The sequence below is a fragment of the Pseudomonas sp. NFACC05-1 genome (assembly GCF_900100135.1).
Classification (GTDB): Bacteria; Pseudomonadota; Gammaproteobacteria; order Pseudomonadales; family Pseudomonadaceae; genus Aquipseudomonas; species Aquipseudomonas fluorescens_Q.
Window position 1 is genome coordinate 175,712 of the sequence record NZ_FMTR01000002.1, and the last position, 18,725, is coordinate 194,436.

General features: G+C 58.1%; 19 protein-coding genes and 1 pseudogene. 13 read left to right on the forward strand and 7 right to left on the reverse strand.

The window, feature by feature from the left end; translation table 11 throughout:
- Positions 1-294 precede the first annotated feature (294 nt).
- Positions 295-1,623 carry an OprD family outer membrane porin gene (locus BLO97_RS04970; RefSeq protein WP_092221326.1) on the forward strand — a complete coding sequence of 443 codons (1,329 nt, stop codon included), beginning with the start codon at positions 295-297 and terminating at the stop codon, positions 1,621-1,623.
- Between the two features lie 97 nt (positions 1,624-1,720).
- Here the strand turns inward: BLO97_RS04970 and BLO97_RS04975 are convergent, their stop codons facing one another.
- Together BLO97_RS04975 and BLO97_RS04980 are read right to left on the reverse strand one after the other, a co-directional pair.
- Positions 1,721-2,149: a type VII toxin-antitoxin system HepT family RNase toxin gene (locus tag BLO97_RS04975; protein WP_092221331.1), complete on the reverse strand. Its 429-nt coding sequence runs from the start codon at positions 2,147-2,149 to the stop codon at positions 1,721-1,723.
- Entirely contained in the window at positions 2,139-2,534 is a 396-nt protein-coding gene (locus BLO97_RS04980) for a type VII toxin-antitoxin system MntA family adenylyltransferase antitoxin (protein ID WP_092221333.1), read from the reverse strand. The genes BLO97_RS04975 and BLO97_RS04980 overlap by 11 nt, the downstream gene beginning before the upstream one ends.
- Positions 2,535-3,231: 697 nt before the next feature.
- On the opposite strand from BLO97_RS04980, the gene BLO97_RS04985 reads away from it, so the two are divergent.
- From BLO97_RS04985 to BLO97_RS05025, 9 genes are all read left to right on the forward strand, one after another.
- Positions 3,232-3,540 carry an FAD-dependent oxidoreductase gene (locus tag BLO97_RS04985; protein WP_256571625.1) on the forward strand — a complete coding sequence of 103 codons (309 nt, stop codon included), beginning with the start codon at positions 3,232-3,234 and terminating at the stop codon, positions 3,538-3,540.
- Positions 3,540-5,075, forward strand: coding sequence for an MFS transporter (locus tag BLO97_RS04990; protein WP_092221336.1), 1,536 nt, complete (start codon positions 3,540-3,542; stop codon positions 5,073-5,075). The genes BLO97_RS04985 and BLO97_RS04990 overlap by 1 nt, the downstream gene beginning before the upstream one ends.
- Positions 5,076-5,410: 335 nt before the next feature.
- Positions 5,411-6,049, forward strand: a complete 639-nt coding sequence (locus tag BLO97_RS04995) for a peroxiredoxin (protein WP_024617266.1) — start codon at positions 5,411-5,413, stop codon at positions 6,047-6,049.
- A 327-nt stretch (positions 6,050-6,376) separates the two neighbouring features.
- Positions 6,377-6,970 carry an NADPH-dependent FMN reductase gene (gene ssuE / locus BLO97_RS05000; RefSeq protein WP_063323891.1) on the forward strand — a complete coding sequence of 198 codons (594 nt, stop codon included), beginning with the start codon at positions 6,377-6,379 and terminating at the stop codon, positions 6,968-6,970.
- A gap of 90 nt (positions 6,971-7,060) precedes the next feature.
- Positions 7,061-8,026: a sulfonate ABC transporter substrate-binding protein gene (locus BLO97_RS05005; protein ID WP_092345177.1), complete on the forward strand. Its 966-nt coding sequence runs from the start codon at positions 7,061-7,063 to the stop codon at positions 8,024-8,026.
- A 24-nt stretch (positions 8,027-8,050) separates the two neighbouring features.
- Positions 8,051-9,199 (forward strand): FMNH2-dependent alkanesulfonate monooxygenase, encoded by a 1,149-nt coding sequence (gene ssuD / locus BLO97_RS05010; protein ID WP_092345179.1) that lies wholly within the window; start codon positions 8,051-8,053, stop codon positions 9,197-9,199.
- Positions 9,200-9,206: 7 nt separating this feature from the next.
- Positions 9,207-9,989 (forward strand): aliphatic sulfonate ABC transporter permease SsuC, encoded by a 783-nt coding sequence (ssuC, locus tag BLO97_RS05015; RefSeq protein ID WP_092149124.1) that lies wholly within the window; start codon positions 9,207-9,209, stop codon positions 9,987-9,989.
- Positions 9,986-10,792, forward strand: coding sequence for an aliphatic sulfonates ABC transporter ATP-binding protein (gene ssuB, locus BLO97_RS05020; protein ID WP_092345181.1), 807 nt, complete (start codon positions 9,986-9,988; stop codon positions 10,790-10,792). Before ssuC ends, ssuB begins: the two co-directional genes overlap by 4 nt.
- 25 nt (positions 10,793-10,817) lie before the next feature.
- Positions 10,818-11,033, forward strand: coding sequence for a TOBE domain-containing protein (locus BLO97_RS05025; protein WP_003177394.1), 216 nt, complete (start codon positions 10,818-10,820; stop codon positions 11,031-11,033).
- A 210-nt stretch (positions 11,034-11,243) separates the two neighbouring features.
- Here the strand turns inward: BLO97_RS05025 and BLO97_RS05030 are convergent, their stop codons facing one another.
- The 3 genes from BLO97_RS05030 to BLO97_RS05040 all read right to left on the reverse strand — a co-directional run bounded on the left by BLO97_RS05030 (position 11,244) and on the right by BLO97_RS05040 (position 13,262).
- Entirely contained in the window at positions 11,244-12,215 is a 972-nt protein-coding gene (locus BLO97_RS05030) for a CorA family divalent cation transporter (protein WP_092345183.1), read from the reverse strand.
- A gap of 40 nt (positions 12,216-12,255) precedes the next feature.
- Positions 12,256-12,438, reverse strand: a complete 183-nt coding sequence (locus BLO97_RS05035; protein ID WP_092149114.1) for a hypothetical protein — start codon at positions 12,436-12,438, stop codon at positions 12,256-12,258.
- A 110-nt stretch (positions 12,439-12,548) separates the two neighbouring features.
- On the reverse strand, positions 12,549-13,262 hold the full coding sequence (locus BLO97_RS05040) for an MgtC/SapB family protein (RefSeq protein ID WP_092149111.1): 714 nt from the start codon (positions 13,260-13,262) through the stop codon (positions 12,549-12,551).
- A gap of 557 nt (positions 13,263-13,819) precedes the next feature.
- Between BLO97_RS05040 and BLO97_RS30610 the strand changes: the two are divergent.
- Positions 13,820-13,903: pseudogene (locus BLO97_RS30610) on the forward strand (transporter); the annotation flags it as partial.
- A gap of 28 nt (positions 13,904-13,931) precedes the next feature.
- Here BLO97_RS30610 and BLO97_RS05045 read toward each other — a convergent pair.
- Both BLO97_RS05045 and BLO97_RS05055 read right to left on the reverse strand, forming a co-directional pair.
- Positions 13,932-14,564 carry a TetR/AcrR family transcriptional regulator gene (locus BLO97_RS05045; protein ID WP_063323896.1) on the reverse strand — a complete coding sequence of 211 codons (633 nt, stop codon included), beginning with the start codon at positions 14,562-14,564 and terminating at the stop codon, positions 13,932-13,934.
- 285 nt (positions 14,565-14,849) lie between these two features.
- A complete protein-coding gene (locus BLO97_RS05055) occupies positions 14,850-16,226 on the reverse strand; it encodes a glutamine synthetase family protein (RefSeq protein ID WP_014340747.1) in 1,377 nt (458 codons plus the stop codon).
- Positions 16,227-16,504: 278 nt separating this feature from the next.
- Between BLO97_RS05055 and BLO97_RS05060 the strand changes: the two genes are divergently transcribed.
- A complete protein-coding gene (locus BLO97_RS05060; protein ID WP_092345185.1) occupies positions 16,505-17,281 on the forward strand; it encodes a gamma-glutamyl-gamma-aminobutyrate hydrolase family protein in 777 nt (258 codons plus the stop codon).
- A 40-nt stretch (positions 17,282-17,321) separates the two neighbouring features.
- The gene (locus BLO97_RS05065; protein WP_018610575.1) at positions 17,322-18,680 is read left to right on the forward strand and encodes a glutamine synthetase family protein; all 1,359 of its coding nucleotides are present in this window, start codon (positions 17,322-17,324) and stop codon (positions 18,678-18,680) included.
- Positions 18,681-18,725 lie beyond the last annotated feature (45 nt).

Below are 18,725 nucleotides of genomic sequence, written 5' to 3' on the forward strand. Positions count from 1 at the left end.
GAAAACCATTCAGTAATCAGCAGGCTGGCCGATACGCCGGGTCACGGTTGACGAAGCTTTGATGGCGGCTATATTTCCAAACGAGCTGAAAACTGTTGAAACAATTCTTTTTGGGATTATAAAAAATCCATTATCCTGCGGGCCGGTGTAGAGGGGTTAGACCATAGTCGTAGTCATAAATGCTTACGATTGACTTGTCAGTCACGGTCTGGCGCTAATCGCGCATCCGCGGAATCCGGGCGTTCGATCCGGAGCCAAAGACACACAAGAATTAGAAAACGAGAGGAGCGAAGCATGAACAAGTCCACCTTGGCCCTGGCAGTGGCCGTTGGGGTTCTGGCGCAGCAGGCAGGCGCCGCTGGTTTTATCGAGGACAGCAAGGCGTCTGTCAGTTCCCGTACGTTGTACTTTGATAACGATAACCGCGAAGGCGGTGCCGACCAGCGTGAAACCGCTACTGGCCTGAAGTTCGACTACAAGTCCGGCTTCACTCAAGGCGTCGTGGGTTTTGGTATTGATGCCCAGGCATTGGTGGGGATCCATCTCGATGGTGGTAAAGGCCAACACCCCAACAGCAATACCTTCGTCCCAAGCGACACCGATGGCTCCGCCGTGCACAACTGGAGCCGTCTGTCGGGCAACGTCAAGGCGCTGTTCTCCAAGACCGAAGCCCACCTGGGTGGTGCCCTGGCGCCTAACCTGCCAATCCTGGTCGCCAGCGACGGTCGTCTGCTGCCGCAAACCTTCGAAGGTGGCACCATCACCTCCAAGGACCTGGACAACGTAACGTTCAACGCCGGCCAACTGGAACATGCTGTTGGTCGTGCATCGAGCAACCGTACCGGCTTGGCAGTCTCTGGTGGTACCGAGGAAAGCAATCAATTCCGCTACGCCGGTGCTGATTGGAAGGTCACCAAAGACCTGACCCTGCAGTACTACTACGCCAACCTGCAGGATTACTACAAGCAGCACTTCCTGGGTGCTGTACATGTTTTCCCGATCAGCGAAGGCCAGTCGTTCAAGACAGACCTGCGTTACTTCGACAGCAGCTCGGATGGCCGCAACGGCGATGCGGGTTATGATTTCGATAACAACGGTGGCTATGCCAAAGAACAGGGTGTGGTCGATAACAAAACCTGGAGCGCCATGTTCACCTACTCCCTGGGTGGCAGTGCCTTCATGTTGGGGCACCAGCAAGTCGGTGATGACGGTGGTTTTGTTTACCTGAACCAGGGCAGCGTGCTTGACGGCAACGGCAACAATGAAGGTGCCGGTGGTTCGAGCTTCTACCTGTTCACCGATAGCATGATCAACGGATTCGTCCGCGCCGGTGAAAACACCACCTTCGGTCAATACTCCTATGACTTCACCGGTCTGGGCGTTCCTGGCCTGAAAGCCGCTGTCGCCTACTTGCATGGTGAAAACATCAAGTCCACGACCGGTGGAAGCGATTCGTCCGAGTGGGAACGCGACATGCGCTTGGATTACGTCGTCCAGCAAGGTGCTCTGAAAGGTTTCGGCACCACCCTGCGTCACGGTTCTTACCGCGGCACCGGTAGTGGTTCCGGCGCTGACCGGGATCAGACCCGCCTGATCTTCAACTACACTTACAACTTCATGTAAGACGTAGCGAAGTAAAAAAAGCCCCGCCCGGCAGTACGCCGGGCGGGGCTTTTGCGTTTTTGGGGCACGTAGCAGGTTTCGCCCCGTGCTCCCACCGTTATCGCGTGGATTCCGACGCGTCCTTACGCAGGATGAACGCGCTGAACGCCAGGAAATCCCCCAAGTGCTGGGTAATGATCGCAACCATGATCGGCAGTTGCAGAGCTTGATAGTCATGCACGGCGATGTTCCTGAAGCCCACCATGTTCTTCAGGTTTTTCACCAAACCTTCTTCCACCCAGCCACTTTGGAAAAGCAACTCGAACACATCCCGGGAGCTTTGCGGGACACCCAACCGCTCACGTCGAATCAAATGCTGCCCTATATCCAGCGCCGCTTTACATGCACGCTGGATATTCAGAACAGCCGAATCCTGGCGAGTGAAATCGGTGGCAAATGTAGCGGGATCCTTCTCGTATTCCTCCCGCACCCGGGCGATACAACGCTCGATACTCGCTGCCTTGTTGATCAGTACGTCATCGGCCATACACGCTGCCTTCTTCCTGAATATCCTTGAGCAAGCCTGCCCGAGCCTCGTCGAGAGCGGTCTTTTCGCTGAGAACAAAACACTCGAACAACCCCGCCTGTACGTCGCGGGCCCAGAGTCTCTGGCCTCGGGTCACGATCTGATATTGCATGACGGTGGTTGTCGCACGTAGGTCAATCAGATCCACCGGACTGCCAGCGATATCTGCCAAATCCCCTGAAAGCTGCCATAACGACACAGGGTCAACCTCGCCGGACAAGAGCACAGCCATATCGACATCACTGTCAGCTCCGGCGGTTCCCTGTGCATGGCTACCGAACAGGTATACCGCGAGTAAATCGGGCAAGTGATTTTGCAGATGGATCAACAAGGCTTGAGTGTTCATGCTGCCTATCCTGGCTTATCTTGAGATCGGATCAATAATTTACGGCTTAGGATGCAAGTAACCCGACAAAGAACGGCCTATAAAGACTGATCTGTATGGGTGGCCGCCTCAATGGGAAGTCGAGCTTGTAAAGATCGACTCTTTAAGGAGTTTCTAGCTACGATCAGAAGTTTTCACGCCATAGGCTTGTTGATTGTGATGCTTCTGTTTTACTTAATTGTGAGTTTAATTGGTTTTTTTGTTGTGGGGCCGCGCAAGGCATATTACTCAGTGGGTCTGTGGTTGGTCGTGGGAAATTTCCTGCGGGCTATTATGTTGCAAGCGTAGGATGTTTTTTTATCGTTGGAAGAGTCGAGTTTTGGTGGTAGACGATGAGGTTCTACTGGGTAAATTAATGACTTGAGAAGGATGGCTTTCTAAGGAAGTGCCGAAAAGGCTCCCGTGCTGTGACAGACGAAGTGAACGGTTAGGGCCGATAAGGCAGATATTTCCTCTGATGCCGAATATACCGGCAAACCTGAACGGAACCAAGGTGAGGTTATCCGAGTTATAAAATCTATGCGTGCGTGTGTCGCAAAGAAATGCACCTATTGCATCGTGTCTATTCCATGAAATTGCGCTTGAGCCTAGGTTTTTCTTCTGTCGGTTTCGTAAATTTGAATGTTCCTGTTCTTAGGTATGAAGTTTGGAGTTGAAAATGATCTATGACGTTGTTGTAGTCGGTAGCGGTGCTATAGGCGGTTCGATTGCTTTTGAGTTAGCGAGTCGAGGATTAAAAGTTTGTAGGGTTGGTGAGACGGATAGGACTAATGCCGCATCCAAAGCAGCGGGTGCGATGAACGGTTGTTTCGGCGAAGTCACCAGCGGGCTGCTTGCTAGTGGACACGGACGTTTGAAACTGGCTATGGATATCCAGGCCAAAGGTATGTGGCCACAATGGGCGCAGAGGCTTGCACAGGCCTCGGGGCTCTTCAACATACTGAGCTCTCCAAGGAGAAACAACTGATGCACGGAGCGGCAACCTCTCTTGCCTTCATTATCAAGGACCGCTCGAAGGGCGCAGCTTTGCTGGTGATCATGCTTCCGGTTCTGTTGGTGACTATCGATAACACGATCCTCAATTTCGCCTTGCCTCAAATCGCTGCTGCACTGAATCCGTCTGCTGCCGAGCAGCTGTGGATGATTGATGCCTACTCTTTGGTGCTAGCGGGGTTACTGGTCACCATGGGCAGTTCTGGAGATCGTTTTGGTCATCGGCGCATGCTTTGCCTAGGCTGTGCCGGGTTCGCTTTAGTGTCGGTTTGTATAGTTTTTTCACAGCAAGCTTGGCACTTGATTGCGGGACGGGCGCTGTTGGGGTGTTTCGGCGCAATGATTCTGCCAGCGACCCTTGCGCTGATTCGCACCGCATTCGAGGATCGTGAAGAACGACGCTTGGCGGTGGCTATCTGGGCAACCTGCCTGACCATCGGGTCGGCATTGGGGCCGTTGCTGGGCGGCGTGCTGTTGCAGTATTTCGATTGGCAATCGGTTTTCCTGGTTGCTCTACCGTTCCTGCTGCCGGTGCTGCTCTTGGTGCCGATGATCACCGAATCGCCACGGCAGTCCGGCAGATCGACTGATTACCTAAGTATCGTATTGAGCTTGGGAGCCATGACGGGCGTGATGCTGGGCCTCAAGCATCTGGCTACGGTTGGCTTCGATGGCCGGGTGTTATTCTGGGCGCTCTCTGGAGTCTTTCTGGGCGTGGTTTTTGTCCGTCGCCAGTTACGGTTGGAACAGCCACTGCTGGATCTTAAGCTATTCGCTTCTTCTGCCTTCAGTGTCTCCATTGTGACGAACCTTGTAAGCCTGGGCTTGTTGATCGGGTTCATTTTCTTTGCCACTCAATTGTTGCAACTGGTATTTGGACTTTCCCCGTTGCTGGCTAGCTTGATACTGGTGCCGGGGCAAATACTGGCGATCATCGCCGGCCTCGCTATCGTGCCTGTGGCGCAAAAAATCGCACCGAACAAGGTCATTACCGGGTGTTTACTAATTGCCGCGGCAGCCTTTTCGGTGATGGCGCTGTTTGCCGCCACTGCTCTGACGGTAGGGCTGGCTTTCGTGTTGCTCAATGTCAGCATTGCTGCAATCACTACAGTGTCCAATGACCTTGTGTTAGGCGCGGTTCCGGCCGACCGCGCCGGTAGTGCCTCGTCCGTCAGTGAGACGGCTTATGAGGTTGGCGTGGTGTTGGGTACCACATTGATTGGTGGGGGCGTAGCGGCTTTGTATCGGTTGTCGTTGGCGATACCCGAGGGAGTGGCCGAAGAAGTAGTGGCTGCAGCAGCAACCCTGGGAGGGGCGCACGCCGTCAGTCAAACTCAGTCTTCCCTTGTGGCAACGCGGATTCTGGAAATGGCCGATGGCGCGTTCAGGGAGGGGGTCATGATGACAAGCGCTCTTATGGCTGGTCTGATTGTGCTGTTTGCGTTGGTTACATACCGTTATCTGCAAGTGCGAAGTTCCCCGGATCCAGTTGAAAATCGACACCCATAGAATCAGACGATGGAGCCTAAGCCACTCATCGCGAGCAAACTTGCTTTCCTAGGGTAATACCTCGGCAAAAAAAGCCCCGCCCGGCAGCACGCCGGGCGGGGCTCTTGCGTTTCGGGTCTGGCCCACCCCTGTAGCCTTCCCCGAACCTTCTCCTCTTTTCAGCAACTCGAGGCCTTCTCGAACCTCGGAAATGATCTTGGGCCGCTATGCGCCAGGGCGCCAGTGAACAGTTTTTTATATTCACTAATGATCTAAATAAATGGGTATTCATTCTTTTTAAAGCAATGAAAACCGGTGCACAGTTGGTCCCACAACAACCATCCAGGAGCCCCACCATGAGCCTCAGACTCGGCGACATCGCCCCCGACTTCGAACAGGATTCCAGCGCCGGCAAGATCCGTTTCCACGAATGGCTCGGTGACAGCTGGGGCGTGCTGTTTTCCCACCCGGCGGATTTCACCCCGGTGTGCACCACCGAGTTGGGCCTGACCGCCAAGCTCAAGGATGAATTCGCCCAGCGCGGGGTCAAGGCCATTGCCCTCTCGGTTGACCCGGTGGACTCGCACCACAAATGGATCGAGGACATCAACGAGACCCAGAACGCCGTGGTCAATTTTCCGATCCTGGCCGATGCCGATCGCAAGGTGTCGGACCTGTACGACCTGATCCATCCCAACGCCAGCGACACGTTGACTGTGCGTTCCTTGTTCGTGATCGACCCGAACAAGAAGATCCGCCTGACCATTACCTACCCGGCCAGCACCGGGCGCAATTTCAATGAGATCCTGCGGGTGATCGACTCGCTCCAATTGACCGACAACTACAAAGTCGCCACTCCGGCCAACTGGCAGGATGGTGATGAAGTGGTGATCGTGCCGTCGCTCAAGGATGAAGAGGAACTCAAGCAGCGCTTCCCCAAGGGTTACCGCGCCGTGAAACCTTACCTGCGCCTGACCCCACAGCCCAATCGCTGAGGCAACACCTGAACCTGATCTGATGATCGTTCCCACGCTTGCGTGGGAACGCCTCAACGGACGCTCCGCGTTCGGCTTTGGGACGCAGAGCGTCCCTGGCTGCATTCCCACGCAGAGCGTGGTAACGATCAGTACCTGTGCACCAAGGGTTTAGCCGTTTCGACGGCCTTTTTTATTGCTTAAAAAGAGAGCGAGTTGCATATCTCTTAATTGCATAAACAAATGAATAAATATGATTTAAAGATATATAAATCCCCTGTTATGGTTTGCCCCATACAGCGAGATCGCCCACCGCGAATCGCACGTGACAGTTAAGGAATAGCAGGCATGTTGGTCGTCTCACTCGGTGGCAGTCCCAGTCAACGCTCCCGCTCCGGGGTACTGCTGGAGCGGTCGCAACGCTGGTTGCAGCAGCAAGGTGTGGAAGTGGTGAGCTATCAGGTGCGCGACTTCCCGGCCGAAGATCTGCTCCATGCCCGTTTCGACAGCCCTAAGGTCGTCGACCTGCTCCAGCAGATCGAAAATGCCGACGGCCTGTTGATTGCCACGCCGGTGTACAAGGCGTCTTTTTCCGGTGCGCTGAAGACCGTACTGGACTTGCTGCCTGAACGGGCCCTGGCCCATAAGGTGGTGTTGCCGATGGCAACCGGCGGCAGCATCGCCCATATGCTGGCGGTGGATTACGCCCTCAAGCCGGTGTTGTCGGCGCTCAAGGCCCAGGAAATGCTCCATGGGATCTTTGCCGAAGACAGCCAGATCGCTTACGGCGAAGGCAGCGCCCAGGCGCAATTGGCGCCGGCCCTGCAGCAGCGCCTGGACGAGGCGCTGGAACAGTTTTTCAGCGCCATGGCCCGCCGGCCCAGGCCGCTGGACCCCAGTGTATTGAACGAACGTTTGTTGAGTGCTCGCTGGAGCATTTGAACCCCTGACACTCTGATTCAACTCACCTTACTCAGCCGCCAACGGCCCAGCAGGTGCAGCCAAAACCCCACAGCAAAAAGGAGAGGCGCCATGCGCACTGTCATTTTGCGTCGCGGGCTGGTCGCTCTGTTTGCTGCGGCTGTGTCCCTCGGCGTCATTACTCAAGCTCAAGCCGAGACCTTGTGGATCGGTTACCAGAAATACGGCACCCTGGTGCTGCTCAAGGCCAAGGGCTCGTTGGAGAAACGTCTCGCCGCCCAAGGCGTGGACGTGCAATGGACCGAGTTCCCCGGCGGTCCGCAGTTGCTGGAAGGCTTGAACGTCGGCTCCATCGACTTTGGCGTGACCGGCGAAACCCCGCCGGTGTTTGCCCAGGCCGCGGGCGCCGATCTGCTCTATGTCGCTTATGAGCCACCGGCACCCACCAGCGAAGCCATCCTCGTGCCCAAGGGGTCGGCCATCCAGTCGGTGCAAGACCTGAAGGGCAAGAAAGTCGCGCTGAACAAAGGCTCCAACGTCCACTACCTGCTGGTGCGGGCGCTGGAAGATGCCGGCCTGGAATATTCCGACATCCAGACCGTGTTCCTGCCTCCGGCCGACGCCCGCGCCGCTTTCGAGCGTGGCAGCGTCGACGCCTGGGTGATCTGGGACCCGTACCAGGCTGCCGCCGAACAGCAATTGCAGGCACGCACCCTGCGTGACGGCAAGGGCATCGTCGATAACCACCAGTTCTACCTCGCCACCAAACCCTATGCGCAAAAGAATCCTCAGGTCATCACGACGCTGGTGGAAGAGGTGCGCGCAGTGGGGGAGTGGTCCAAGGCCAATCCTGACGACGTGACCAAGCAGGTATCGCCGCTGCTGGGCCTGCCTGCCGACATCACCCTGACATCGGTGAAACGCCAAGGCTACGGGGCGTTGTTCCTTACGCCGGAGGTGGTGGCGGCGCAGCAGAAAATCGCCGACAGCTTCTATCAGCTCAAATTGATTCCCAAGCCCTTGAGCATCAAGGACGTGATCTGGACGCCGCCGGCGGCCGTTGCGAAAGCGCAGTAATTCGATCCCTTAGGAGACCACTCCATGAGCCTCAATATTTTCTGGTTCCTGCCTACCCACGGTGACGGCCACTACCTTGGCACCGCCGAAGGCGCCCGCGCCGTCGATCACGGCTACTTGCAACAGATCGCCCAGGCAGCGGATCGACTGGGTTTCGGTGGCGTGCTGATCCCCACCGGGCGTTCCTGCGAGGACTCCTGGCTGGTGGCCGCTTCGTTGATTCCCGTGACCCAGCGCCTGAAATTCCTCGTCGCCCTGCGCCCCGGGATCATTTCCCCGACGGTGGCCGCGCGTCAGGCTGCGACCCTCGACCGGTTGTCCGGCGGGCGGGCGCTGTTCAACCTGGTGACCGGCGGCGACCCGGATGAGTTGGCCGGCGACGGCCTGTTCCTTGACCACGAGCAACGCTACCAGGCGTCGGTGGAATTCACCCGTATCTGGCGTCGGGTCTTGGAAGGCGAAACCGTGGATTACGACGGTGAGCACATCAGTGTGAAGGGCGCCAAGCTGCTCTACCCACCGATCCAGCAACCGCGTCCGCCGCTGTATTTCGGCGGCTCGTCGGAAGCCGCCCAGGACTTGGCAGCCGAGCAGGTGGAAATGGTGCTGACCTGGGGCGAGCCGCCAGCAGCCGTCGCGGAAAAAATCCAACAGGTGCGGGCCAAGGCCACGAAGCTCGGTCGCACCGTACGCTTCGGCATCCGCTTGCATGTGATCGTGCGCGAGACCAACGCCGAAGCCTGGCAAGCGGCCGACCGGCTGATCTCCCACCTGGACGACGAGACCATCGCTCGGGCCCAGGCTTCCCTGGCGCGCTTCGACTCAGTGGGCCAGCAACGCATGGCCGCCCTGCACGGTGGCCGTCGCGACAAGCTGGAAGTCAGCCCCAACCTCTGGGCCGGCGTCGGCCTGGTGCGTGGCGGCGCGGGTACGGCGCTGGTGGGCGATGGCCCGACCGTGGCGGCGCGGGTCAAGGAATACGCCGGGCTTGGCATCGACACCTTCATCTTCTCCGGTTATCCGCACCTGGAAGAGTCCTATCGCGTGGCGGAACTGCTGTTCCCCCACCTGGACGTGGAGCGCCCGGAACTGCCGAAAAGCCAAGGTTATGTGAGCCCGTTCGGTGAAATGGTCGCCAACGATATTCTTCCCAAAGCCGCGTCCCAGAGCTGAGGCGGCCATGAAGAAAATCATCCACAACCTCGCGCCCTGGGCGGTGCCGCTGCTATTGCTGGCGGTATGGCAACTGTCGGTGTCGACCGGTTGGTTATCCACGCGGATCCTGCCGGCACCCGTGGCCGTGATCGAGGCCGGGGTCAATCTGGTGCGCAGCGGCGAGATCTGGACGCACCTGGCGATCAGCGGCTGGCGGGCAGCCGTCGGATTCCTGATCGGCGGCGGCATCGGCCTGGCCCTGGGCTTCATCACTGGTTTGTCGAAATGGGGCGAGCGTCTGCTGGACAGTTCCGTGCAAATGCTCCGGAACATCCCGCACCTGGCGCTGATTCCGTTGGTGATCCTGTGGTTTGGCATTGATGAGTCGGCGAAGATTTTCCTGGTGGCGCTGGGGACGTTGTTCCCGATCTACCTCAACACCTACCACGGCATTCGCAACGTCGACCCGGCACTGGTGGAAATGTCCCGCAGCTACGGTTTGTCTGGCTTGCGCCTGTTTCGCCAAGTGATCCTGCCTGGCGCCCTGCCTTCGATCCTGGTGGGCGTGCGCTTTGCCCTGGGTTTCATGTGGCTGACGCTGATCGTGGCGGAAACCATCTCGGCCAGCGCCGGCATCGGCTATCTGGCTATGAATGCCCGGGAGTTCCTGCAGACCGATGTGGTGGTGTTGGCGATTCTTCTCTACGCCGTGCTGGGCAAATTGGCCGACCTTGCCGCCCGTGGGCTTGAGCGGGTCTGGCTGCGTTGGCACCCGGCCTACCAGGTGGACAAGGGAGGTGCCGCATGACCGCCCAACAACCTCCGCGCCTGCGGCGTGGCATCCCGCTGGCAGTGCGCAAGCTGCAAAAAACCTTCGGTACACGCCAGGTGTTGCGTGACATCGACCTGCATATCCCGGCCGGACAGTTCGTGGCCGTGGTCGGTCGCAGTGGCTGTGGCAAAAGTACCTTGCTGCGGTTGCTGGCCGGTCTCGATCAACCCACCGACGGCCAACTGTCGGCGGGCTCGGCAGCGTTGAGTGCCGCGCAACAGGACACGCGGTTGATGTTCCAGGAAGCGCGTTTGCTGCCTTGGAAAAAAGTCATCGACAACGTCGGCCTTGGACTAAAAGGCAACTGGCGCCCGCAGGCGCTGCAAGCACTGGAAGCCGTCGGTTTGGCCGACCGTGCCCATGAGTGGCCGGCGGCGCTGTCCGGCGGGCAGAAACAACGAGTGGCCCTGGCCCGCGCGCTGATTCATCAGCCACGCCTGTTGCTGCTCGATGAACCCTTGGGGGCGCTGGACGCACTGACCCGCATCGAGATGCAGCAACTGATCGAAAATCTCTGGCAGCAGCACGGCTTCACGGTGTTGCTGGTGACCCACGATGTTAGCGAGGCGGTAGCGATTGCCGATCGGGTGATCCTGATCGAGGCCGGCCAGATCGGCCTCGACTTGCCTATCGACCTGCCGCGCCCACGGGTTCGCGGCTCTCATCGCCTGGCGAGCCTGGAAACCGAAGTCCTCAACCGCGTGCTGTCCTTGCCTGGCCAACCGCCGGAACCCGAACCTGTTTCACCCTTGCCCACGCAGTTGCGTTGGGCGCAATAACTTCATCCATACAGGAATCGACACCATGACTATCAAAGCCATCAACGTACGCAACCAGTTCAAAGGCACCATCAAGGAAATCGTCGAAGGCGACGTGCTGTCGGAAATCGACGTGCAGACCGCGTCGGGCATCGTCACATCGGTCATCACCACCCGCTCGGTCAAGGAGCTGGAGCTGGCGATTGGCAGCGAAGTGATTGCCTTCGTCAAATCCACCGAGGTGTCGATCGCCAAGTTGTGAGCGATGGTTCATCCGCAGCCCCGGACGGCGTGAGCTCTTCGGGGCTTTTACTTGCAGTCAACTCTTGCTCAGCCAGCCTTTTCGTCGAGATAAGACGCGGAATGTTGTGCCATTCGCGATAAGGCGTATTCGTTCGCCAACCGTAAGTAGCAAGGCAACTGGCGCGTCGAGAAAGATCAAGTTCGTCGACGAGCCAGTAAGCACTTTCAACTAGCGCAGCCAACCCTTGCGCTTGATATAAACAAGCGGGAGAACCGCAGCCGAAAGTGTCAGCCCCATTGAATAGATGAAACCGTGCTCCCACGAAAGCTCCGGCATTACCGCGAAGTTCATGCCGTAGAACGTGCCAACCAGGGTGGGCGGCAGGAAAACGGCGGTGATGATGGTGAACACCTTGACGATTTGGTTCTGTTTTATGTTGAGAATGTTCGTCACGGCATTTTGCAGGTACCGTACTTTTTCGTGTTCGAAGTAGGCATGCTCCTTGACGCCCGCAACGTCGGCTGTGAGTTCATTCACAAGGCCCTGCAAATCAGCTTCGGTGGTGTTGTCCACCTCGCTGCTCAGGTATCGCACTGTGCGTGCAAGCGAGAGTTGTGCCTCAATACAGAGAGAGATCAGCTCTTCCTTGTCGTTGAGTGCGCGCATCGTTTCGATCAGGTCCGGTACGCCCAACTCCTTACCATTCGCGTTGTAGCCATCGGAGATTTCGGAGATATCCTCGGTACTCCTCTCCAACTCGTCGGCAATACGGTCGATGACAGCGTCAGCGCCGTCGTTGGCCATCTGTAGTAACACTCGAAGTATTGCCTTCGGACTTTGGGTATTGGCCGGCTTTCGGCGCAAGCGCTGAAGGGCGACATCAAAAGGGCGGAAGTGCGCGTCATCGCAGAGAATCGCTACCACCTGCTCACCCAAGACAAAGGTCACGCCTCCAAAATGCGGGGTCCCGCTTGCATCCAATGCAAGCAGTTTCGAGCGCATGTACAGAAAATGACCATCCTCTATGACGCTACTGTTTTTCGGGGCGGTTTCGATGCCAAAACGCTGTTGTAGATTCGCGCTTTCTTCGACCGTTGGTGCGTTTACCTCAAGCCAAACGACCTCATGATCATGCTCCGGCTGAGGTAACCCCTGAGCGATGGAAAGTGTTGCGTGATTGTTGATAATGCTGCGGATCATGTCTGATTACTCGTAGATGGGGCATTGTATGAGCAATGCCCTACTTGGACGTTGGATTGAGCTCGCTGTGGGAAGGCGAGGTTGATGATGTCGTGGTTTCCTGGTCCGGTGGCTGCATGTAGTGCACCGCCGTCATGACTATTGCGAGCACCAGATACAACACGATCACCGCAACGATCACTTCGTTCTCAAGGCTGGTGCGGTTTGGCGGCTTCTTTTTCATGGCAAGCTCCTGGGTTCGTCTTTACGGAGGGGGAATAAAACCGGAGGACGAGTTGCTGGTGTCTCCGGTGTGTGCTGACGCCGACGGTGCGGCGTATATCGGCAGGGTGTTTACTCGTCTTGCAGATTGCTGTTGAGCAGTTGCCAACGTACAGAACTCACCCCTTTTTCCAGGCTCACCCGGCTGGCCAACTGTTCCAGTTGTGCCGGGCTTGCGGGCGTGCCGATAAGTTCAGCGCGTACTTCGAGTTTGTCCGGGTTGGCCAAGTCTTCACTGTGCAGTGATTGCAAGCGCAGCGCGCTTCCGCTCAAGCCATGCAGGACGAGGGTGCGCACATGCACTTCATCCTCCGCCCGGCAGACAATGTTGAAAGTAAAGCGCTGATCAACTTCAACGGCGGCGGCTGCGCCCTGGCGATTGATGCGCTGGGCGGCCTCGCGTAGGAGGATGTTGGCGCAGAGCACCACCAGCGTTCCGATGGCGGCCTCCAGCATATGTCCCATGCCTGACAAAATGCCTATTGCAGCGGAGCACCAAAGCGTCGCGGCAGTATTGAGACCCCGCACATTCAGGCCTTCGCGCATAATCACGCCGGCACCCAGAAAGCCAATGCCTGAAACGACTTGAGCGGCTATCCGCGCGGCTCCCGAGCTGTCACCGGTGGCGGTAAGTAGTGAAACCATGACGAACAAGGCCGCGCCGGTCGAAACCAGGGCATTGGTACGCAATCCAGCCAGACGCTGGCGTAGTTGACGTTCGGCACCTACCAGGGCGCCTAGAGTGAGCGCGACGGTCACGCGCAGAAAAAAGATTGTCCAATCCATTATTCACTTCCATACCGACGATTTGTTCGCAGAGCGAACAGAGTTTTGGGAATGGATCGCGAAGGCTGGCGAAGGCCCACAGATGCGCTAAGCACTTGCGTGCTGGCACTGGGCGAGTTCATGGGGAAGGAGGCTTTGAATCCCGAGCCGGGACCGAAATACCACTATCCGCCGTAAGACGGCAAGACAGTGGCAGAGAGGGGGTCTGCTGGACTAACTTGCCGTTTTAGCCTGTCGTGATCGACTGGGGTAACTGTCCAAGACTGGACTCCTGTGTGGACTAAAAAGCGGGGGCGAAAGTAAATTCTTTAAATGCAGAAATCAAGAAACAGCCGGGGGGGATTTGTTTCAGTTCGCGTCAGACATTGTCCCCCGGTCGCTATCATCAGCCCCTCGATCAAAGCAAACCGTGCGCAAGACCGAGGCGGGGATTCTTGCACGAGGTTGTGTTCGTTCAGGCTGGTCCTATGACAATTGGCTCCATGGCCAGGGCGAACGCGTCGACGTCGTTGGGCAAGATCGAGACGGCCAGATCGGCTTCGACCTGCCCATCGACCGGTGTCAAGGAGTTGGAATTGGCCATCGGCAGCGAAGTGCTTGCCTTCGTCAAATCCACCGAGGTGTCTATCGCCAAGTTGTGAGCGATGGTTCACCCGAGCGTGGTAACGATCAATCAGAACGCTTGGGCAAATACGGCGGCAGGTACAACCCCAGGTAGGCATCGAATACCCGCATGCCTTCTTCGGCCATGCGCGGTGTGATGTGGCCGTGCTGCTGTATCGAGCGGGCGTAGACGCGGTCGCCCAGTTCCATGGCCAGGGCGAACACGTCGACGTCGCCGGGCAGGGGCGGCAGGGCGAAATGGTGGTCGAACACCTTGTGCATCAAGTCACTCAGCTCAAGGTCGTGTTGGCGGTCGGCCTGGGTGACTTCGGTCAGGCCGTGCTGGGCCAGGATCAGCTGGCGAGCGGCGGCGTCCTGGTTGTAGATGGCGAGCATGCGCTGTTCCACCAGCCGTGACAGGTCGTGCCAATGGTTCAGCGCTGCATGATCGATCGGTGCTTGCAGGCCCGCGCGAAAAGCGGCGTGGACGTCGGCGGTCAGGGCTTCGAGCAGGGCCGGGACGCTGGCGAAAAAATGGTACACGGAGGAGGGCGGGATCCCGGCGCGCTCGGCGACGCTGTAGATCGACAAGCTGGCCACGCCTTCGGCGGCAAGCAGCGTCCGGGCGGCATCGAGAATGGTGTCGATCCGGGCCTGGCTGCGTGCGCGGGGTTTGCGAGGGGTGGCGATGCGCGTCATGGCTGTCTCCTGCGGGGCTGGCGGGCATTGTACGCAGAGCGAGGGGAGGGTCCATAGCGGCGCTTGGGAAGAAAGGTATCCCTGTGGCGAGGGAGCTTGCTCCCGCTGGGCTGCGAAGCAGCCCCGAAGTCAGCCACTGCGGTGCTTCAGGTTGACCGATTAAGCCTTTTTGGGGCTGCTGCGCAGCCCAGCGGGAGCAAGCTCCCTCGCCACAATGGGTGTTGTGAACAGCCAAAAAAACGCCGCAGCCTTTAGGGCCGCGGCGTTTTTCTTTACAGCAACCCCTTACACGGTATGCAGGTACCAGTTGTACTCGAGGTCGGAGATGGAGTGTTCGAACTCTTCCAGCTCACTTTCCTTGCAGGCCACGAAGATATCGATGTATTTCGGATCGATGTACTTGGCCATGACTTCGCTGTCGTCCAGTTCGCGCAGGGCATCGCGCAAGTTGTTCGGCAGGCTTTGCTCGTTCTGCTCGTAGCTGTTGCCTTCCACCGGCGCACCGGGCTCGATTTTGTTGACCAGGCCGTGGTGCACGCCTGCCAACACGGAGGCCATCAGCAGGTACGGGTTGGCATCGGCACCGGCAACGCGGTGTTCCAGGCGCACGGCATCGGCCGAACCGGTAGGGACGCGCAAAGCCACGGTGCGGTTGTCCAGGCCCCAGGTCGGCGAGTTCGGCACGTAGAACTGTGCGCCGAAACGACGGTAGGAGTTGACGTTCGGGCAGAGGAAAGCCATCTGCGCGGGCAGGGTCTCGAGCACACCGCCGATCGCGTGACGCAGTGCGGCGTTCTGCTCGGGATCCTCGCTGGCAAAAATATTCTTGCCATCTTTATCAAGAATCGAGATGTGGACGTGCAGACCATTACCCGCCTGGCCCGGATACGGCTTGGCCATGAAGGTGGTGTCCATTTCATGGTCGTAGGCGATGTTCTTGATCAGACGCTTGAGCAGGACCGCATAGTCGCAGGCCTTGATCGGGTCGGCCACGTGGTGCAGGTTCACTTCGAACTGCGCCGGGGCACTTTCCTTGACGATGGCGTCGGCGGGAATGCCTTGCTCCTTGGCCCCTTCCAGAATGTCCTGGAGGCAATCGACGTATTCGTCGAGGTCATCGATCAGGTAGACCTGGGTCGAGTGCGGGCGTTTGCCGGAGATCGGCGAGCGGGGCGGTTGTGGGCGTCCATTCACGTTCTCCTGGTCGATCAGGTAGAACTCCAGCTCGAATGCGGCGCAGATGGTCAGGCCCAGTTCATCGAACTTGGTCACGACTTGGCGCAGGACTTCACGCGGGTCGGCGAAGAAAGGCTCGCCTTCGAGTTCGTGCATGGTCATCAACAGTTGCGCAGTAGGGCGCTTCTGCCAGGGTTCATTGCACAGGGTGTCAGGGATTGGATAACAGATCCGGTCAGCGTCGCCGATGTCCAGGCCCAGGCCGGTGCTTTCCACCGTAGAGCCGTTGATATCCAGGGCAAATAAAGAGGCCGGCAGGTTGATGCCTTTCTCGTAAACCTTGTGGAGGCTGGTGCGTTCTATGCGCTTGCCGCGCACCACACCATTCATATCCGCAATCAGAAGGTCAACGTACAGAACCTCAGGATGTTCCTTAAGGAACGCGTTCGCTTCGTTAAGCTGAACGGCACGCGGGGGTACCGACATGATGCAACACCTTTGTTGTTAAAAATATCAATCATTGATCTCTTCGAAAGCCAGTCAACCCGAACGGCATGCCGAAGTCAAGCAGGGCCTTTTTTGCCCTAAAAAAGCACCTCAAGGGCTTTTTTGAGGCAATTTGGGGCGTTTTTTTCCCTTTAGAGGGCTTGGCGCCCGCAGGCTTGAGCGGGCCGTGTTGTATTTTTTACGGGGGTGTTGTGTAAAAAAATGAACAAGGCTAAGCTCGATTCAAACCCATAACAGCAATAATACCGGGGTGCTTCATGTCTCGCCTGCCGTTAATCGGCGTCACCACCTGCTCCAGGCAGATTGGTCTGCATGCTTATCACATCAGTGGCGAAAAATATTCCCGGGCTGTCGCAACAGCCGCCAAGGGCATGCCAGTGCTGATCCCGTCCCTGGCGGATCTGTTCCCGCCGTCCGATATTCTGGACGCCCTGGACGGCATTCTTCTGACTGGCTCTCCTTCCAATGTAGAACCTTTTCATTACCAGGGCCCGGCCAGTGCGCCAGGCACTGCTCATGATCCTGCACGGGACGCCACCACCTTGCCGCTGATCCGCGCCGCTGTCGATGCGGGTATCCCGGTGCTGGGCATTTGCCGAGGTTTCCAGGAGATGAACGTAGCCTTTGGCGGCAGCCTGCATCAGAAAGTTCATGAAGTCGGAACGTTCATCGATCATCGTGAAGACGATACTCAAGCGGTGGATGTCCAATACGGTCCTGCCCATGCCGTACATATCCAGCCTGGTGGTGTACTTGCAGGGTTGGGGTTGCCCCAGCTAATAGAAGTCAACTCGATCCACAGCCAAGGCATCGAGCGCCTGGCACCTGGGTTGCGGGCCGAAGCGGTGGCCCCCGACGGCCTGATCGAGGCTGTTTCGGTGCCAGGAGGCAAGGCTTTTGCTTTAGGTGTGCAATGGCACCCCGAATGGGAGGTAAGCTCTAACCCGCACTACCTTGCGATTTTCCAGGCATTTGGCGATGCCTGCCGAGCAAGGGCAGCACAACGCGACGCCGATGCGTCAAACAACGCCTGACGACTAATAGCCGTCAGGAAACTCACGCCTAGAGGCATTTATGAGTAACAACCTCGACCAGCTCACCGATTGGTTGAAAGACCACAAGATCACAGAAGTCGAATGCATGATTGGCGACCTCACCGGCATCACCCGGGGCAAGATCTCGCCGACCAACAAGTTCATCGCCGAGAAAGGCATGCGCCTGCCCGAGAGCGTTCTGCTCCAGACCGTTACGGGCGACTATGTCGAAGACGACATCTATTACGAACTGCTCGACCCTGCCGACATCGACATGATCTGTCGCCCGGACGAGAACGCAGTATTCCTTGTGCCCTGGGCCATCGAGCCCACAGCCCAGGTCATCCACGACGCTTACGACAAGCAGGGCAACCCCATCGAGCTGTCGCCGCGCAACGTGCTCAAGAAAGTACTCAAGCTCTACGCCGATAAGGGTTGGCAGCCGATCGTCGCGCCGGAAATGGAGTTCTACCTGACCAAGCGCAGCGACGACCCGGACTTTCCGCTGCAACCGCCCGTGGGCCGCTCCGGCCGCCCGGAAACCGGCCGGCAGTCCTTTTCGATCGAAGCGGCCAACGAATTCGACCCGCTGTTCGAAGACGTCTACGACTGGTGCGAACTGCAGGAACTGGACCTCGATACCCTGATCCACGAGGATGGCACGGCGCAGATGGAAATCAATTTCCGTCATGGCGATGCCCTGTCCCTGGCCGACCAGATCCTGGTGTTCAAGCGCACCATGCGCGAAGCGGCACTCAAGCACGACGTGGCTGCCACCTTCATGGCCAAGCCCATGACCGGTGAGCCGGGCAGTGCGATGCACCTGCACCAGAGCATCATCGACAAGGAAACCGGCAAGAACGTCTTCTCCAATGAAGACGGGACCATGAGCGATCTGTTCCTGCACCACATCGGTGGCCTGCAGAAATTCATCCCCGAGCTATTGCCGCTGTTCGCCCCCAACGTCAATTCGTTCCGTCGCTTCCTTCCGGACACGTCGGCGCCGGTGAACGTGGAGTGGGGCGAAGAGAACCGCACCGTGGGCCTGCGCGTGCCGGATGCCGGGCCGCAGAACCGTCGGGTGGAAAACCGCTTGCCGGGCGCCGATGCCAACCCGTACCTGGCGATTGCCGCCAGCCTGCTGTGTGGCTTCATCGGCATGGTCGAAGGCATCAACCCGAGCGCGCCGGTGGTGGGCCGAGGCTACGAACGCCGCAACCTGCGTTTGCCGCTGACCATCGAAGACGCCCTGGAACGCATGGAAAACAGCACCACCATCGAGAAATACCTGGGCAAGAAATTCATCACAGGCTACGTCGCGGTCAAGCGGGCCGAGCATGAAAACTTCAAGCGCGTCATCAGTTCGTGGGAGCGGGAATTCCTGCTCTTCGCCGTCTGAAGCGCCGGGCGAGGCTGCTTCAGGCAGCTTCGCCCTCACCGATAA

What these genes read in the sequence shown, in the direction of transcription:
- BLO97_RS04970 (WP_092221326.1), top strand. Translation starts at nt 295, where the DNA reads ATGAACAAGTCCACCTTGGCCCTGGCAGTGGCCGTTGGGGTTCTGGCG.
- BLO97_RS05025 (WP_003177394.1), top strand. Translation starts at nt 10,818, where the DNA reads ATGACTATCAAAGCCATCAACGTACGCAACCAGTTCAAAGGCACCATC.
- BLO97_RS05045 (WP_063323896.1), bottom strand. Translation starts at nt 14,564, where the DNA reads ATGACGCGCATCGCCACCCCTCGCAAACCCCGCGCACGCAGCCAGGCC.
- BLO97_RS04975 (WP_092221331.1), bottom strand. Translation starts at nt 2,149, where the DNA reads ATGGCCGATGACGTACTGATCAACAAGGCAGCGAGTATCGAGCGTTGT.
- BLO97_RS04995 (WP_024617266.1), top strand. Translation starts at nt 5,411, where the DNA reads ATGAGCCTCAGACTCGGCGACATCGCCCCCGACTTCGAACAGGATTCC.
- BLO97_RS05060 (WP_092345185.1), top strand. Translation starts at nt 16,505, where the DNA reads ATGTCTCGCCTGCCGTTAATCGGCGTCACCACCTGCTCCAGGCAGATT.
- BLO97_RS05005 (WP_092345177.1), top strand. Translation starts at nt 7,061, where the DNA reads ATGCGCACTGTCATTTTGCGTCGCGGGCTGGTCGCTCTGTTTGCTGCG.
- BLO97_RS04990 (WP_092221336.1), top strand. Translation starts at nt 3,540, where the DNA reads ATGCACGGAGCGGCAACCTCTCTTGCCTTCATTATCAAGGACCGCTCG.
- BLO97_RS04980 (WP_092221333.1), bottom strand. Translation starts at nt 2,534, where the DNA reads ATGAACACTCAAGCCTTGTTGATCCATCTGCAAAATCACTTGCCCGAT.
- ssuC (WP_092149124.1), top strand. Translation starts at nt 9,207, where the DNA reads ATGAAGAAAATCATCCACAACCTCGCGCCCTGGGCGGTGCCGCTGCTA.
- BLO97_RS05055 (WP_014340747.1), bottom strand. Translation starts at nt 16,226, where the DNA reads ATGTCGGTACCCCCGCGTGCCGTTCAGCTTAACGAAGCGAACGCGTTC.
- BLO97_RS05040 (WP_092149111.1), bottom strand. Translation starts at nt 13,262, where the DNA reads ATGGATTGGACAATCTTTTTTCTGCGCGTGACCGTCGCGCTCACTCTA.
- ssuE (WP_063323891.1), top strand. Translation starts at nt 6,377, where the DNA reads ATGTTGGTCGTCTCACTCGGTGGCAGTCCCAGTCAACGCTCCCGCTCC.
- BLO97_RS04985 (WP_256571625.1), top strand. Translation starts at nt 3,232, where the DNA reads ATGATCTATGACGTTGTTGTAGTCGGTAGCGGTGCTATAGGCGGTTCG.
- ssuB (WP_092345181.1), top strand. Translation starts at nt 9,986, where the DNA reads ATGACCGCCCAACAACCTCCGCGCCTGCGGCGTGGCATCCCGCTGGCA.
- BLO97_RS05035 (WP_092149114.1), bottom strand. Translation starts at nt 12,438, where the DNA reads ATGAAAAAGAAGCCGCCAAACCGCACCAGCCTTGAGAACGAAGTGATC.
- BLO97_RS05030 (WP_092345183.1), bottom strand. Translation starts at nt 12,215, where the DNA reads ATGATCCGCAGCATTATCAACAATCACGCAACACTTTCCATCGCTCAG.
- BLO97_RS05065 (WP_018610575.1), top strand. Translation starts at nt 17,322, where the DNA reads ATGAGTAACAACCTCGACCAGCTCACCGATTGGTTGAAAGACCACAAG.
- ssuD (WP_092345179.1), top strand. Translation starts at nt 8,051, where the DNA reads ATGAGCCTCAATATTTTCTGGTTCCTGCCTACCCACGGTGACGGCCAC.